General features: G+C 68.0%; 15 protein-coding genes. 3 read left to right on the top strand and 12 right to left on the bottom strand.

Annotation, left to right across the window (positions count from 1 at the left end):
* Window positions 1-101 precede the first annotated feature (101 nt).
* Window positions 102-272, bottom strand: coding sequence for a rubredoxin (locus tag DIE17_RS29080; RefSeq protein WP_004186709.1), 171 nt, complete (start codon window positions 270-272; stop codon window positions 102-104).
* A gap of 254 nt (window positions 273-526) precedes the next feature.
* On the opposite strand from DIE17_RS29080, the gene DIE17_RS29075 reads away from it, so the two are divergent.
* Window positions 527-1,393, top strand: coding sequence for a hydroxymethylpyrimidine/phosphomethylpyrimidine kinase (locus DIE17_RS29075; RefSeq protein WP_044846297.1), 867 nt, complete (start codon window positions 527-529; stop codon window positions 1,391-1,393).
* Window positions 1,394-1,577: 184 nt separating this feature from the next.
* Here DIE17_RS29075 and groL read toward each other — a convergent pair whose 3' ends face one another.
* The 11 genes from groL to DIE17_RS29015 all read right to left on the bottom strand — a co-directional run bounded on the left by groL (window position 1,578) and on the right by DIE17_RS29015 (window position 12,484).
* Complete coding sequence (gene groL / locus DIE17_RS29070) at window positions 1,578-3,218, bottom strand: chaperonin GroEL (RefSeq protein WP_044846298.1); 1,641 nt, start codon at window positions 3,216-3,218, stop codon at window positions 1,578-1,580.
* Between the two features lie 46 nt (window positions 3,219-3,264).
* The gene (groES, locus tag DIE17_RS29065; RefSeq protein WP_014897904.1) at window positions 3,265-3,558 is read right to left on the bottom strand and encodes a co-chaperone GroES; all 294 of its coding nucleotides are present in this window, start codon (window positions 3,556-3,558) and stop codon (window positions 3,265-3,267) included.
* A 373-nt stretch (window positions 3,559-3,931) separates the two neighbouring features.
* The gene (locus DIE17_RS29060) at window positions 3,932-4,441 is read right to left on the bottom strand and encodes an SRPBCC family protein (protein ID WP_124488740.1); all 510 of its coding nucleotides are present in this window, start codon (window positions 4,439-4,441) and stop codon (window positions 3,932-3,934) included.
* 33 nt (window positions 4,442-4,474) lie between these two features.
* Window positions 4,475-5,107, bottom strand: coding sequence for a LolA family protein (locus DIE17_RS29055; RefSeq protein WP_124522837.1), 633 nt, complete (start codon window positions 5,105-5,107; stop codon window positions 4,475-4,477).
* On the bottom strand, window positions 5,104-5,517 hold the full coding sequence (locus DIE17_RS29050; protein ID WP_124488738.1) for a quinol oxidase: 414 nt from the start codon (window positions 5,515-5,517) through the stop codon (window positions 5,104-5,106). Before DIE17_RS29050 ends, DIE17_RS29055 begins: the two co-directional genes overlap by 4 nt.
* Before the next feature lie 28 nt (window positions 5,518-5,545).
* Window positions 5,546-6,331 carry an anti-sigma factor family protein gene (locus DIE17_RS29045; RefSeq protein WP_409333444.1) on the bottom strand — a complete coding sequence of 262 codons (786 nt, stop codon included), beginning with the start codon at window positions 6,329-6,331 and terminating at the stop codon, window positions 5,546-5,548.
* Window positions 6,331-6,846 (bottom strand): sigma-70 family RNA polymerase sigma factor, encoded by a 516-nt coding sequence (locus DIE17_RS29040; protein WP_044846302.1) that lies wholly within the window; start codon window positions 6,844-6,846, stop codon window positions 6,331-6,333. Before DIE17_RS29040 ends, DIE17_RS29045 begins: the two co-directional genes overlap by 1 nt.
* 46 nt (window positions 6,847-6,892) lie before the next feature.
* Window positions 6,893-7,252, bottom strand: a complete 360-nt coding sequence (locus DIE17_RS29035; protein ID WP_124488735.1) for a hypothetical protein — start codon at window positions 7,250-7,252, stop codon at window positions 6,893-6,895.
* A gap of 276 nt (window positions 7,253-7,528) precedes the next feature.
* On the bottom strand, window positions 7,529-9,913 hold the full coding sequence (locus tag DIE17_RS29030; RefSeq protein ID WP_124523362.1) for a hypothetical protein: 2,385 nt from the start codon (window positions 9,911-9,913) through the stop codon (window positions 7,529-7,531).
* Window positions 9,914-10,392: 479 nt separating this feature from the next.
* A complete protein-coding gene (locus DIE17_RS29020) occupies window positions 10,393-11,637 on the bottom strand; it encodes an NAD(P)/FAD-dependent oxidoreductase (protein ID WP_124523364.1) in 1,245 nt (414 codons plus the stop codon).
* Window positions 11,638-11,704: 67 nt separating this feature from the next.
* Complete coding sequence (locus DIE17_RS29015; RefSeq protein ID WP_124522832.1) at window positions 11,705-12,484, bottom strand: ABC transporter substrate-binding protein; 780 nt, start codon at window positions 12,482-12,484, stop codon at window positions 11,705-11,707.
* A 380-nt stretch (window positions 12,485-12,864) separates the two neighbouring features.
* Here DIE17_RS29015 and DIE17_RS29010 point away from each other — a divergent pair, with 380 nt between their 5' ends.
* Both DIE17_RS29010 and DIE17_RS29005 read left to right on the top strand, forming a co-directional pair.
* Window positions 12,865-13,827 carry an ornithine cyclodeaminase family protein gene (locus DIE17_RS29010; protein ID WP_044844133.1) on the top strand — a complete coding sequence of 321 codons (963 nt, stop codon included), beginning with the start codon at window positions 12,865-12,867 and terminating at the stop codon, window positions 13,825-13,827.
* On the top strand, window positions 13,824-14,618 hold the full coding sequence (locus DIE17_RS29005; protein ID WP_124488731.1) for a transcriptional regulator: 795 nt from the start codon (window positions 13,824-13,826) through the stop codon (window positions 14,616-14,618). Before DIE17_RS29010 ends, DIE17_RS29005 begins: the two co-directional genes overlap by 4 nt.
* Window positions 14,619-14,869: the final 251 nt, after the last annotated feature.

Raw genomic sequence — 14,869 nt, 5'->3', positions numbered from 1 at the left:
CACGCGCGCCTGTCATCGTCAAGTCGCTCGCGCCGGCCTCGGCGCGCAAGCACCGGGCAACCGCGAGGCCGCAGCCGGGTGTCCGTTGGCCAAGGGTCCGGTCAGATCTGGACCATCTCGAAGTCTTCCTTGCGAGCGCCGCATTCGGGGCACGTCCAGTTGATCGGGACGTCTTCCCAGCGCGTGCCCGGGGCGATGCCCTCTTCGGGCAGCCCGGCTTCTTCGTCATAAATCCAGCCACAAATCAGGCACATCCAGCTCTTGTATTCCATCTTAAGCCGCGTCGGGAAAAGTCGGTAAATTCGGGAGCCATGATGGTACCGTGTCGGGGCCGGACTGCCTAGCAATCGCGCTGGAGTACGGCGACTACGTTGCGCTGCGCTAAAAAATCCGTCGTGCGGGCCGGATTCCGCCGCATAATGGCTGGAAAGTGCGGCCTGCCGGGCAACACAGGGCCCAAACGCCCACTTCGCCTCGCCGTCCGCAGTTCCGTCGCTTCCCCGTTTTTTTCTTGCCCCATTTTTACATGTCCAGCAACGCCCCTCCGATCGTCCTCACCTTCGGCCTGTCCGATCCCACCGGCGGCTCCGGCCTCCAAGCCGATCTGATGACACTGGCGAGCATGGGCTGCCACGGCGTGTCCGTCCTGACGGGCTATACCGTGCGCGACTCGGCCGCCTGCGACGAAGTGACCGGTCTCGATCCCGATGTCGTCGCCGCCCAGGCGCGCATGCTGCTCGAGGACATGCCGGTCGCCGCGTTCAAGATCGGCGCGGCGACGCGCGCGGAAGTCGTGAGCGCGATCGCCGAAGTGGTCGCCGACTACGACGGCGTGCCGCTCGTGCTCGCGCCGGACTTCACGCTCGACGACGAGCACGTGCTCGCCGCCGACGACCTGCGCGAATCGATCGCCGACCTGCTCGCGCCGCAGACGACGCTGCTGGTCGCCGACCACGCGACGCTGATCGCGCTCGCGCAGCCGGACGGCGATGCCGAGGCGCCGAATCTCGACGCGGCCGTGTCGCACCTGCTGTCGCAGGGCTGCGAGTACATCCTGTCGTCGGAGACGGGCTCGCACCGGCTCGTCAACACGCTGTACGGCGAGGAAGGCCAGCTTCGCGAGGACATGTGGGATCGTTCGCCGCACCGGTTGATGGGCATCACCGATACGCTCGGCGCGGCGATCGCGGCCCTGCTCGCGAATGGCCAGGAACCGCCCGAAGCGGTGCGCGAGGCGCAGGAATACCTGTACCAGGCCGTGCGCGACGCGTTCCGGCCCGGCATGGGCGCGTACCTGCCCGACCGGTTCTTCTGGGCCCGCAGCAACGATGAGGAAGGCGGACGCCCGGTGACGGAAAGCAGCAAAACCTCCCCGCGGATCGCCCGGCATTGAACCCGCACGGCGGCCCCGCGCCGCCGTTGCACGTGGCTCACCCTCGCGCGGGGGCGGCAGGTCCGCCCGCGAATGTCCGCCCCTTTTTGCGCGCACATAAAAAAAGACCCGCATCGCTGCGGGTCTTTTTCTTTGGCTGGAGCGCGCATCGCTGCGCGCCCCGGACACCATCGACCGAAGTCGATTACATGTCCATGCCCATGCCGCCCATGCCGCCCGGCATGCCGCCCGGCATCGGTGCGTCTTCCTTCGGCAGTTCTGCGACAGCTGCGTCCGTCGTCAGCAGCAGGCCTGCAACCGAAGCTGCGTTCTGCAGCGCGGTGCGCGTGACCTTGGTCGGGTCGACGACGCCGGCTTCAACCATGTCGACGTACTCGCCCGTTGCTGCGTTGTAGCCGTAGTTGCCCGTGCCTGCAGCCACTGCCGCCACCACGACGCTCGCTTCTTCGCCGCCGTTCGTGACGATCTGGCGCAGCGGCTCTTCCATTGCGCGCAGCACGATCTTGATGCCGGCGTTCTGGTCGGCGTTCGCGCCGGTCAGGCCTGCGATCGCGGTGCGAGCGCGGATCAGCGCAACGCCGCCGCCTGCCACGATGCCTTCTTCCACAGCTGCGCGCGTTGCGTGCAGTGCGTCTTCGACACGTGCCTTCTTTTCCTTCATTTCGACTTCGGTCGCAGCACCGACCTTGATCACTGCCACGCCGCCGGCCAGCTTGGCCACGCGCTCTTGCAGCTTTTCACGGTCGTAGTCCGACGTCGCTTCTTCGATTTGCGTGCGAACTTGCTTGACGCGCGCTTCGATGTTCACGGCTTCGCCTGCGCCGTCGATGATCGTCGTGTTTTCCTTGCCCACTTCGATGCGCTTCGCCTGGCCCAGTTCTGCCAGCGTTGCCTTCTCGAGCGTCAGGCCGGTTTCTTCCGCGACGACTTGACCGCCGGTCAGGATCGCGATGTCTTCCAGCATCGCCTTGCGACGATCGCCGAAGCCCGGCGCCTTGACCGCAACGGTCTTCAGGATGCCGCGGATGTTGTTGACGACCAGCGTTGCGAGCGCTTCGCCTTCGACGTCTTCTGCGATGATCAGCAGCGGACGGCCAGCCTTCGCGACTTGCTCGAGCACCGGCAGCAGATCACGGATGTTCGACACCTTCTTGTCGTGCAGCAGCACGAACGGGTTGTCGAGGACGGCGACTTGCTTGTCCGGGTTGTTGATGAAGTACGGCGACAGGTAGCCGCGGTCGAACTGCATGCCTTCGACGACGTCGAGTTCGTCAGCCAGCGACTTGCCGTCTTCGACGGTGATCACGCCTTCCTTGCCGACCTTGTCCATCGCTTCAGCGATGCGATCGCCGATCGACGTGTCGCTGTTCGCCGAGATCGAGCCGACCTGTGCGATTTCCTTGTTCGTCGTGCACGGCTTGCTGATCTTCTTCAGCTCTTCGACAGCCGCTGCGACTGCCTTGTCGATGCCGCGCTTCAGGTCCATCGGGTTCATGCCCGATGCGACGTACTTCATGCCTTCGCGAACGATCGATTGCGCGAGGACGGTTGCCGTCGTCGTGCCGTCGCCTGCGTTGTCGCTGGTCTTGGAAGCGACTTCCTTGACCATTTGCGCGCCCATGTTCTGGAGCTTGTCCTTCAGCTCGATTTCCTTCGCGACCGACACACCGTCCTTGGTGACCGTCGGGCCGCCGAAGCTGCGCTCGAGCACGACGTTGCGGCCCTTCGGACCCAGCGTGACCTTGACTGCGTTGGCGAGAATGTTCACGCCTTCGACCATCTTCGAACGGGCGGAATCGCCGAATACGACGTCTTTAGCTGCCATCTTCTAACTCCTTGAATTCTTGGGAATATGTACCGTCGGTGGACGCTTACTGCGCGTTGACCACGGCCATGATGTCTTCTTCGCGCATGACCAGCAGTTCCTGGCCGTCGACCTTGACGGTCTGACCAGCGTACTTGCCGAACAGCACGCGATCGCCGACCTTCACGTCGAGCGCGATCGCCGCGCCCTTGTCGTCGCGCTTGCCCGGGCCGACCGCGAGGATCTCGCCTTGATCCGGCTTCTCAGCAGCAGCTTCGGGGATCACGATGCCCGAGGCGGTCTTGGTTTCCTGATCCAGGCGCTTGACGATCACGCGATCGTGCAAAGGACGAAGGTTCATATTCACTCCTCTCTTGACTGAGATTGAAGAACGCTTAGGGAATCTGCCCGGCGGGTCGCCCGGCAGAGAATTGTTAGCACTCTCGTGCAGCGAGTGCTAATTATATGGACGGGTTTTGACAAATTCAAGAAGGGGAGCGGGAGGTTTTTTCGTGCGGGGCGGAACGGCGGAAAAACGGGGATAAATCAAAAAAGGCCATTCAAAACAATCACATACACATCAACCTCGCACACCGGGAGCGGACGAGGATACGGGATATCCCGACCATCGCCCCAATTTGACACGGGGCAGGCACCGAGTTCCCGCGGTCGTCCGGTATCGCATGAAAAGGGCCGCTCGGACGCCAACGAGGCCGGGACAGACCGCGAGATCGTCACATGTCCGGACAGCCGGCGACCGGCTGGAACGTCCGGCCGTCGGTCTCGACCGTCGCGCCCAGCCGGCGCGCGAGCCCTTTCGCGCCTTCGCGCATCACGACGTCGTGATTCCAGGCGAACAGCGGGCGCGCGACCGGCTCCAGCCAGTTCATCCAGCGCTCGCGCGTGCGGATGTGCCAGTCGTAACGCACGACGGTGCGCGTGCCGTCGCCGGCGAACGACCAGCAGCCGTCGCCTTCGATCGCGCCGCTCGCGCGGCCTTCGAGCGCATGCAGCCGCTCGACGCGCAGCACGCGCATGTCGAAGGTCAGCCGGTACGGCAACGCGCCTTTCCACGTGTAGCGCTGCAGCGCGCCGACGCCGCGCGCATCGCCGGGTTCGATCTCGACGGTCCGCACGGCGCTCTTCCACCAGTCGGGCCAGCGATCGACCTGGTAGATCGCGTCCCAGACCGCCGCGAGCGGCGCGTCCACGCGCCACGTCGTCGAAAACCGGTATTCCGCCATGCTGCCTCCGGCATGAGTCGTCGGGATCAGGAATCAGGGGGAGAAAAAGCGGGCGGGAAACGCGACGTCGATCTCGACGTCGTCGAGCGTGACCGTCTCGAGCGGCGCGCCGTCGTCGTCCGCGAAGCTGACCACCTTCAGCGGAAAGCCGTCCTCGGTGTCCAGCCACAGACGATAGCGATGCACGCCGTCGACCACGTGCGCGGGTGCGCCCGTCACCGACACGCGCAGCGTGGTGCGGCCGCCGACGGTTTCCTGGCCCTCCGTCACCGTCGCACCGCCCTGCTGCAGCGCATGCACGTTGCGCAGCAGCACGCCGACGTCCGACCGGTCGACGCGATGGCCGCTGCGATTGCGCAGGAGCGGATTGGACGGCGACAGCGTCAACGCGGGCAGCGCATGCTCGCCGAACGGGCGCAGCCGGACCTTGCCGTCGCCGGGATCGTACGCGAGCACCGCGCCGTGATGCGGCGACACGAAGTCCATCCGGACGAAACCGGGTTTCAGGTACGCATAGTGGAATTCGGCGTGCTCGCCGCTTCGCGCCGACGAGCGGATCGTCGCGCGGTACGAGTGGACCTGGTCGAAATGCGTCTGCGCGACGGTCACGGGATCGGCTGTCATGCTCGCTCCTATCAGGCTCGCGGCCAGCAACGCGGCGATCACGGCGCCGCCTCGACGTCGAGCACGCCTTCCATTCCGCGCTCGCGATGACTGCGCAAGAACAGCAGCCGATGCGTGCAATAGTAGGCGAAGCGGCCGGGCGTCGTTGGCGTGAAGCGCAACGTGCGCGGCGTCGTGCCGAGTTCGGTGCGCACCGCGATGCCGGCCTGCGGCGCGTCGATCGCGAAACTGTGCGGCACGACGCCCGGTTCGGCCGATACGGTCAGTTCCACCGGCACGTGCGCGCGGACGATCACGTGGTTCGGGCGAAAGAAATAGCTGCCGCCGACGATCGCCACCCGCTGCACGCCGTCGGCGTCGACCGGCACGCGCACCGGGGCATCGCCGTCCGCCCGCGCGAGCCCGGCGCATGCCGCGAGCGCCACCGTCACCATCGCCACCTTTGCGTTCATCATTGGCTCCCTGCGGATGCCGCGTGCATCACCCCTTCCACGCGTCGGTCGGCCCGCCGAGCGCGCCGCATGCCTCGATCGCGAGTTCGCGCAGGCGTCGTTCGTCGGCGCGCCCGGAGAGCGCAAAACCCATGCCGCGATCCGACCAGAAATACGTATGGCGGCCGTCGGCCGACATCGCCTGGGGCGCGAAGCGCCGCGCGTCGTAGGCCGTCATGTAGAGCGTCACGCGCTTGCCGTCCGCGCGCTGGTACATGAGTTGCGCCGCCGGCCCCGCGTCGCCCGGCAGCAGCCGGCCGCCCAGCAATGCATAGCCGTATTCGTCGAGCGACGGCGCGCGCACGGGCCGCCCGAGATGCGCGGACAGCCACGCGGCAAGGCGCGCCGGATCGCGTGCGTCGACCTCGACCGGATGCTCCCGCTCGGCCGCGTACACGGCGTAAGCGACGTCCGCGCGTGCGGCGAATGCCGGCTCGGCGCCGAACGTCGTCCAGCCCGCGTGCAGCGCGATGCCGATCACCAGCCCGGCCGCCAGCCCCGCGAACGCATAGGCAAGGCCACGCCAGCGCGGCGCGCGCCGCTGCACGAACAGCGCGGGTGCGGCAGCCGGCAGCGGGAACAGCGCGTGCAACGCATCGCGCTGCGCGCCGTAATGCGCGAACCGGTCGGCCTCCCGCGGATCGGACCGCAGCCGCTCGAGCACCTCGCGGCGCTCCTGCCCGGACAGCTCGCCGTCGAGCAGCGCCGACAGCAGCTGGGCCGACACGGCATCGTCCCGATCGTTCGAAGGTTTGCGCGGATCGTCGTCGTCCATCATGTCTTCCCGATCACCCGTAACGCGGCCGCGCCGTGCGCCGGCGGCTCGCCGGACAACAGCGCACGCATCTGTTCACGCGCCCGTGACAGCCGCGACATCACAGTCCCCACCGGCACGCCGAGCACCTGTGCGGCGTCGCGGTAACTCAGCTCCTCGAGCGCCACCAGCAGCAGCACCTCGCGCTGCTCGACCGGCAGCCGGTACAGCGCGCGCTGCACGTCGCGCAGCAGCAGGCCGCCGATCTCGTCGTTCGGCGCGGCCATCGTCTGCCACGGCGCGGTCGCATCGTCGACCGCGATCTCGCGCCGCGCGCGCAACTGGTCGATGAAGCGGTGGCGCAGCAGCGTCAGCAGCCACGCGCGCAGGTTGCCGCCGTCACGCGGCGGCCGGTTCAGCGCGCGTTCCAGCGTGTCCTGCACGAGATCGTCCGCCCAGGCCCGATCGCCCGTCAGCGCGCGCGCATAACGGGTGAGATGCGGCAGCCACACCAGCAGGTCCGATTCGTAGCTCATCCGGATGCCTTGCGCGTCGCCGCGCCGTCAGCCCGTCAGTCCGTTCTCATGGGCGCGCGACGTGCCACATGCCGCCGACGCCGTCACCGCCCGCGTCACCGGCCTTGTGGTCCATCTTCCAGCGGTACAGCGGACGGCCGCGGTACGCCCATTGCTTCTTGCCGTCGTCGCGCGTGACGAGGCTCAGTGCGCCCGACGCCTTGTCGTATCCGTCGGCGAGCGCAGGCGGCCAGTTGGCCGCGCAGGTGCCGGTGCACGTGCTCTTGCCCGGCGCGTCGTGATCGAACACGTACAGCGTCATGTGATCTTCGTCGACCAGTTTCCCGTCACCGGCCTGCGGCGGCTCGGCGGCCGCGGGCCGCACGATCGCGGCCATCAGCGCGATGGCGAACAGCATCGTCTTCATTCCCGTTCTCCTTGGCATGGCATCGCGGCACGGCGGCGCCGGACGGGACGTCGACTACGTCATGACCATTATCCCGCTGTCCGGCTGCGCCGCGACTCGGTAAGTAAACGGACGAATCCGGCCGGTTATTCCATTCCGCCCCGCAATTCAGTGCCATTCCTCCCGTGAGACAGACCGGGAACCCAAAAAAAACGCGGCATGACATTGCTGTCATGCCGCGTTGTGCGACCCGTTGCGCGCGGCAGGCGATGAACCGTCGCCGCGCGCGCCGGCCGGTTACCTCGGCAATGCGCCCGTCACCGCCTGCAGCAGCGTCGACACCGGTGCGAGCGGATTGTTCGCCGAGTTGTTGCCCGAGTGCGGCGTGACCGACAGGCTCGGCGTGGAACCCAGCGCCGTGCCCAGCGTCGTGCCGGCCGCATTGACGACCGTCGCCGTCGCGTTGCCGCCCGTCGACAGCAGCGAACCGGCTGCCCCCGCCGTGCTGCCCGCCGCGCTCGCGCCCGAGCCGAGCAGGCTGCCGCCCGCTGCAGCCGTCGAACCGGCCGCGCCCGACAACGCGCCGGCCGCCTGCCCGAGGGCCGCCGGACCGTTCGCCAGGGCACCCGTCACCGAACCGAGCGCACCGGTCAGCGCGGCGGCCGGGTTGCTGCCGCCGGTCAGGCCGCTGACGAGGTTCGTGATCGGCGCGATCGGGCTGCTGCCGCCTGCGCCCGACAGGGTGCCGACGACCTGGTTCACGACGCCCTGCACCGGCGCCAGCGGGTTCGTGCCGCCGAGGCTGCCGAGTGCGCCCGTCACCGAACTGACCGCGTTGCTCAGTGCGCCGGCCGGGTTGCTGCCGCCGAGCGTACCGACCACCTGGTTCACGACGCCCTGTACCGGGGCCAGCGGGTTCGTGCCGCCGAGGTTGCCGAGTGCGCCCGTGACCGAGCTGACCGCGTTGCCCAGTGCGCCGGCCGGGTTGCTGCCGCCGAGCGTGCCGACGACCTGGTTCACGACGCCCTGTAGCGGCGCCAGCGGGTTCGTGCCGCCGAGGTTGCCGAGTGCGCCCGTGACCGAGTTGACCGCGTTGCCCAGTGCGCCGGCCGGGTTGCCGCCCGTCGGCAGCGCGTTTTGCAGGCCGCTGACGAGGTTCGTGATCGGCGCGATCGGGCTGCCGCCGCCGGCGCCCGATAGCGTGCCGACGACCTGGTTCACGACGCCTTGTACCGGCGCCAGCGGGTTCGTGCCGCCGAGGCTGCCGAGCGCGCCCGTCACCGAGTTCACAGCGTCCGTCAGTGCGCTGGCCGGGTTGCCATTGCCGAGCGTGCCGGCGAGTTGCGTGACGGCGCCTTGCACCGGGGCCAGCGGGCTCGACGCGCCACCGATGTTGCCGAGCGTACCCGTGATCGTATTGACCGCGTTGCTCAGCGCACCAGCCGGATTGCCGCTGCCCAGCGTGCCCGTGACCTGGTCGACGACGTTCTGGATCGGCGCCAGCGGGTTCGTGCCGCCAACGTTGCCGAGTGCACCCGTCACCGTGCCGAGGGCGCCGGTCAGTGCGCCGGCCGGGTTGCCACCGCCGACGTTGCCGAGCGCACCCGTCACCGTGCCGAGGGCGCCGGTCAGCGCGCCGGCCGGGTTGCCGCCGCCGACGTTGCCGAGTGCACCCGTCACCGTGCCGAGAGCACCGGTCAGTGCGCCGGCCGGGTTGCCGCCGCCGACGTTGCCGAGCGCACCCGTCACCGTGCCGAGAGCGCCGGTCAGTGCGCCGGCCGGGTTGCCGCCGCCGACGCTGCCGAGCGCACCCGTCACCGTGCCGAGGGCGCCGGTCAGTGCGCCGGCCGGGTTGCCGCCGCCAAGCGCACCCGTTACTTGATTCACCACGCCCTGAACCGGCGCCAGCGGATTCGCGCCGCCGCCGACGTTGCCCAGTGCGCCCGTCACCGTACCGATTCCGTTACTCAGCGTACCCGTCGCCGTATTGAGCGCGCCGGTCAGCGCGCCGGCCGGGTTGCCACCACCGAGCGCCCCTGTCACTTGATTGACGACACCTTGAACCGGTGCCAGCGGATTCGACCCGCCACCGACGTTACCCAGCGCACCCGTGACCGTACCGAGGGCGCCGGTCAGCGCGCCGGCCGGGTTGCCACCACCGAGCGCCCCCGTCACTTGATTGACGACACCTTGAACCGGCGCCAGCGGATTCGCACCGCCGCCGACGTTACCCAGCCCGCCCGTCACCGTGCCGACCGCATTGCTCAACGTCCCCGTCGCCGTATTCAGCGCGCCGCTCAACGCACCGGCCGGGTTGCCGCCACCGAGCGCTCCCGTCACCTGGTTCACCACGCCTTGTACCGGCGCGAGGGGCGTCACCGCGCCGCCACCGCCGCCGAGCGCGCCCTGCAGCGCGTTCACCGCGCCCGACAACGCCTGCGCCGGATTGCCCAGCGACGTCTGAATCGCGCCGGCCCCACCCGTCGCAACGGTGACCGAACCCAGCGGCGACGTGCCGGTCGCGGCCAACCCGATCGATACGCTGTTGGTCGGCGGATTCACGACGACTTGCGGAATCGGCAGCGCATCGAGCGGCCCGGCGACAGCCGAACCGGAAACCAGTACCCCGAACACCGTCGTGACCGACAGCGCCACGCCCGTCAATTTAAAGTTTTGTCTCATCCTTACCCCATCTCGTTGGCACTACGTTGATAAAGCATGGGGATCGATTGCACGAAGTGTGCCATCCGGATAAAACGGATTGATTCGTTGGCCTATTGCAAGCCAATAACGGTTTTATATGGATTTCCGGGTAAATAAACGGGTCGCGCAGCCGCAATCATCTGACGATAAATGTGTCGGGAGCGCGGATGTAACGTAACGTTTGCGAGGCCGGAAGTAACGTGTTCCGGTACATCCCGGGTCACATCGGAACGTCCGTTGCGAAACGTCGCCGGATGGCCCGGACGGACCGCCTGCTTCGCATTTCATCTTCATGAAATTGCATTAATAAATCGCGTGTTTTCTGTTTTGCTTATTTCGCGATTTCTTTCCGGTCAATTGCGCAGATCATTTCCGGCTGCAAGACTTCACTCAATACGGACAGCCGAATGAAAAACTGTGACGGCCGCACACGCGGCGGCCGTCGTATCGCAACGGGTTCAGCCGAAGCGCGCGGGCCGGTACGGATGGGGATCGATGAAGGTCGGCGCGCCCGTCATCATCTCGGCGAGCAGACGCCCGGTCGCGGGGCCGAGCGTGAGCCCGTGGTGACAGTGCCCGAACGCGAACCACAGATGACGATGGCGCGGCGCAGGCCCGATCACGGGCCGCATGTCGGGCGTGCACGGCCGCATCCCGAGCCACGGCGCCGGATCGAGCCGCTCGCCGATGCCGAACGCGTCGCGCGCCAGCGGCTCTGCCCGTGCGAGCTGCACGCCGGTCGGCGGCGCGCCGCGCAACGCGATCTCGACGCCGGTCGTGAGCCGCAGGCGGCCGCCTTCCATCGGCGCGACGACGAAACCCTCCTCGGTATCGCACACGGGCACGTTCAGCGACGCGCGGGTCGGCCGGTAATGCATGTGATAGCCGCGCTTCGCGCGCAGCGGAATCCGGTAGCCGAGCGGCGCGAACACGTGATCGGACCACGGCCCGAGCGCAACCACGGCCGAACGGGCCGCAATCGGCCCGTGCTCGGTATCGACCTGCCAGCCGTCGCGCACCTGCGCGAGCGTCGTCGCGTCGCCGCGTACGAACGTGCCGCCGTCGTGCTCGAACAGCCGCGCGTACGCCTTCGTGAGGCCGCCGGGGCTCGACACCGTCTTCGGGTCCTGCCAGTGGAATGCGCCGCAGAACGCGTCGCCGATGCCGGGCTCGCGTTCGCGCAACGCGCGCGCGTCGAGCACACTCATCCGCAACCCGTGCGCGTCGGCCACCCGCTGCTGCGCGCGCGTTTCCGCGTCGAACAGCGCGGGCGAACGGAATGCCTCGATCCACCCGCCGTCATGCACGAGCGGCTGCGCGTCGGTGCGCGCGAGCAGCGCGTCGTGCTCGACGACGCTCGCCGCGACGAGCGGCAGCATGTCGCGTGCGGCGGCCGCGAGCCGCTGCGGCGACGATTCGCGCCAGAAACGCGCAAGCCAGCCCGCGTACGCGGGCAATGCTTTGTAGTCCCAATAGAGATCGACCGAGCGGTTGCGTGCGTAGCGCAGCAGCGTGCCGAGCCGGCGCGGGAACGCGTACGGCACGACCGACGAGCGCTCGATCAGCCCCGCATTGCCATGGCTCGTTTCCTCGCCGGGCGCGCGCCGGTCGACGAGCGCGACACGCAGCCCGCGATCCTGCAGATGCAGCGCCGACGACACGCCGACGATGCCGGCCCCCAGAACGATGACGTCGAAATCCATGCTTCCCCGTACTGCGTCGAGATTCGGTGCGACGCGCGCCGGCACCGCGGCCGGCGCGCGGCCTGGCTTACTTCGCGACGATGTCGCGCTTGAAATACTTCTGCGACAGCGCGCTCAGCGTGCCGTCCTTCTTCAGCGCGTCGAGCGCGCCGACGATCTTCGCCTGCAGCGCCTTGTCGCCCTTGCGCAACCCGAAGCCGGTGCCTTCGCCGAGCGTCGCGGGATCCTTCAGCGGCTCGCCGACGATCTGGTAGTCGCGGCCGGCCGGCTTGTCGAGGAAACCGTCCTGCGCGGTCTGCGCTTCCTGCACGGCCGCGTCGAGACGACCGGCGACGAGATCGGCATAGATCTGGTCCTGGTCCTGATACGACACGACGTCCACGCCCGCATTGGCCCAGTGCGCCTTCAGGAAATCCTCCTGCGACGAGCCCTGCAGCACGCCGACGTGCTTGCCGCGCAGGCTCGCGGCATCGGGCCGCAGCGGCGAGCCGCGGTGCGCGACCATCACGATCGGCACCACGTAGATCGCCGGCGTGAAATCGATGCTCTGCTTGCGCTTCGCGGTGATGTTCATCGCCGAATTGATCGCGTCGAACTTGCGCGCCTGCAGCGCCGGGATCAGCCCGTCGAACGCATTCTCGACCCACACGCACTTCATGTTCAGCTTCGCGCAGACGGCATTGCCGACGTCGACGTCGAAACCCTGCAGCTGGCCGGCCGGCGTCTTGCTCTCGAACGGCGGATAGGCGGCTTCGATCCCGAAGCGCAGCGTGGTCTGTTCCGCGTGGGCGGTGACGGCCGCGCACGCAAGCGCCGCGACGGCGCAGAGGGAAAGCTTCCAGTTCATGACGATGTCCTTCGATTCCGGATTGAGGCGATGAAGACCGTTCGCGCGACGCCGTCGCCGGGCGCCGGATCGGCATGCGATGCATGCCGGCCGCCGGGCGGCAACATGCCGGTCCGCATGTGAAATATAGACTCTTAGTCTACTATAGACTATAGGGGATACGATAATCGCGGCCTCGCTGCTGCCCATCGAGATTCCGTCGATTACACAAAATGCCTTTGATTCATCGATGTTTTTTCGACTGACAGCGGCTCGGGCCTGTCCTGAAAAGAAAAATTCACCCGACTTCTTTTGTCTATATTAGACTTTTAATCCATCACGAACACCGCCGGACGCCCGCTTTCGAGACTGTCCTGTCCGGCCCCGACCGGAGAAGTTCCATGACGCAACCCGCCCCGACCCTGCCGCTGACCGTCGACGAAGCCGCGGTGCGCGCGGCGCTGCCGTCGCTCGACGTGCTCGGCACGCTGCGCCGCATGTTCGCGTCGCTCGCATCGGCCCGCGCGGTGCAGCCGCCGCAAACCCTCACGCTGTTCCCCGAGCAGGCCGGCGATTTCATCACGTATCTCGGCGCACTCGCCGACGAGCAAGTGTTCGGCGCGAAGCTGTCGCCATACGTCGTGACGGGCGGCAAACCGATCGTCACGGCGTGGACCGCGCTGATGTCGATGCGCACCGGCCAGCCGCTGATGTGGTGCGACGCGGGGCTGCTGACGGTCGAGCGCACGGCCGGCACGACGGCGCTCGCGGTCGACTGCCTCGCGCCGCGCGATGCGCGCCGGCTCGCCGTGATCGGCGCGGGCGCGGTGGGCCTCGCACATCTGCGCCATACGGCGGCATTGCGCGACTGGGCATCGATCAGCGTCCATTCGCCCGCGCTCGCCGGCGACCCGGCGCTGCAGGCGACGCTCGCGCGGATCGATCCGCGCGCCCGTGCGGCCGCCAGCGTCGAGGCGTGCGTGCGCGACGCGGACGTCGTGATGCTGTGCACGTCGTCGGGCACGCCGGTGCTCGCCGACGGCATGCTCACGCGCCCCGCGCTCGTCACCTCGATCAGCACCAACGTCGCGCGCGCGCACGAGATCCCGCCCGCATGGTTGCCCGACATGGACGTGTACTGTGACTACCGGCACACGACGCCCGCGAGCGCGGGCGAGATGCAGATCGCGGCGGCCGGGCACGGCTGGACGCCGGAGCGGATCGTCGGCGACCTGCCCGCGCTCGTCGCAGGCACCTGCGCGGCGCCGTCGCGCACGCGTCACGCGTTCTTCCGCTCGATCGGCCTCGGGCTCGAGGACATCGCGATCGCACACGCGCTGTACATGCATCTGACGCGCGCATGAGCGGCACGCGCACGCGGGGCCGATACAATGGCGCAACCGCCGCGGCGGCAGCGCGGGGGCGCACGGGCGAGCCGGTGGACGGCACGCCGGCGCGCCGTGCCGACGCACCGCCCGGCTCCCGCTCACCCGAGATGGCGATTCCGATGCGCAAGAAGCAATCCCCCGTCAAAGACCTGCTGCTCACCCGCTACGCACCGATCGCCGACGGCATCGCGGCGCTGTTCTTCCCGTACGCGGAAGTCGTGATCCACGACCTGCACGACCAGACCGTGCTGTACCTCGCGAACAACCTGTCGAAGCGCGAGGTCGGCGACGATTCGGCGCTCGAGGAAATCGATCATTCGGCGCGCGAGCGCGTGATCGGCCCGTACGAGAAACTGAACTGGGACGGCCGGCGCATGCGTTGCGTGAGCAACGTGCTGTTCGACGACGAAGGCCGGCCGGCCGGGATGATGTGCATCAACTTCAACATCGCGGTGTTCGACGACGTCCGCGCGACGCTCGACGTGTTCATCAAGGGCGCGGGCATCGTCGCGCAACCGGACGAGCTGTTCCGCGACGACTGGCAGGAGCGCATCAACACGTTCCTGCACGGCTGGCTGCGCGAGCGGCAGGTCGGCCTGAACGGCCTCACGCGCGAGCACCGGCGCGAGCTCGTCGAGGCGCTTTATGCGGAAGGCGCGTTCCGCGGCAAGAGCGCCGCGAACTACGTCGCGAACGTGCTCGGGATGGGGCGCGCGACCGTCTACAAGCACCTGAAGCATCTGAAGGAAACGCAGGGCGACGTGTGAGCGACGTGTGAGCGACGTGTGAGCGACGTGTGAGCGACCTGTGCTGCGGGCGTGGTCGCTTGGTCGCTTGGTCGCTTGGTCGCCAAGCTTGCCGCCTTCACCGTTCACCATCACTGACATCAGCCCCGCTACCGGTTCGCGCGGTCCGTGACTATGCTTCGTGATACGTCAGGGGCCGGCCCGTTCCACGCGGGCCAGCCCACGGCGAAGCATCGAAGCGTCGAAGCGTCGAAGCGTCGAAGCACAAAATG

Origin of the sequence: Burkholderia sp. Bp9099, assembly GCF_003857805.1 — a bacterium.
In the GTDB taxonomy this organism is placed as follows: Bacteria; Pseudomonadota; Gammaproteobacteria; order Burkholderiales; family Burkholderiaceae; genus Burkholderia.
This window is presented reverse-complemented; position numbering and strand designations above follow the sequence as displayed.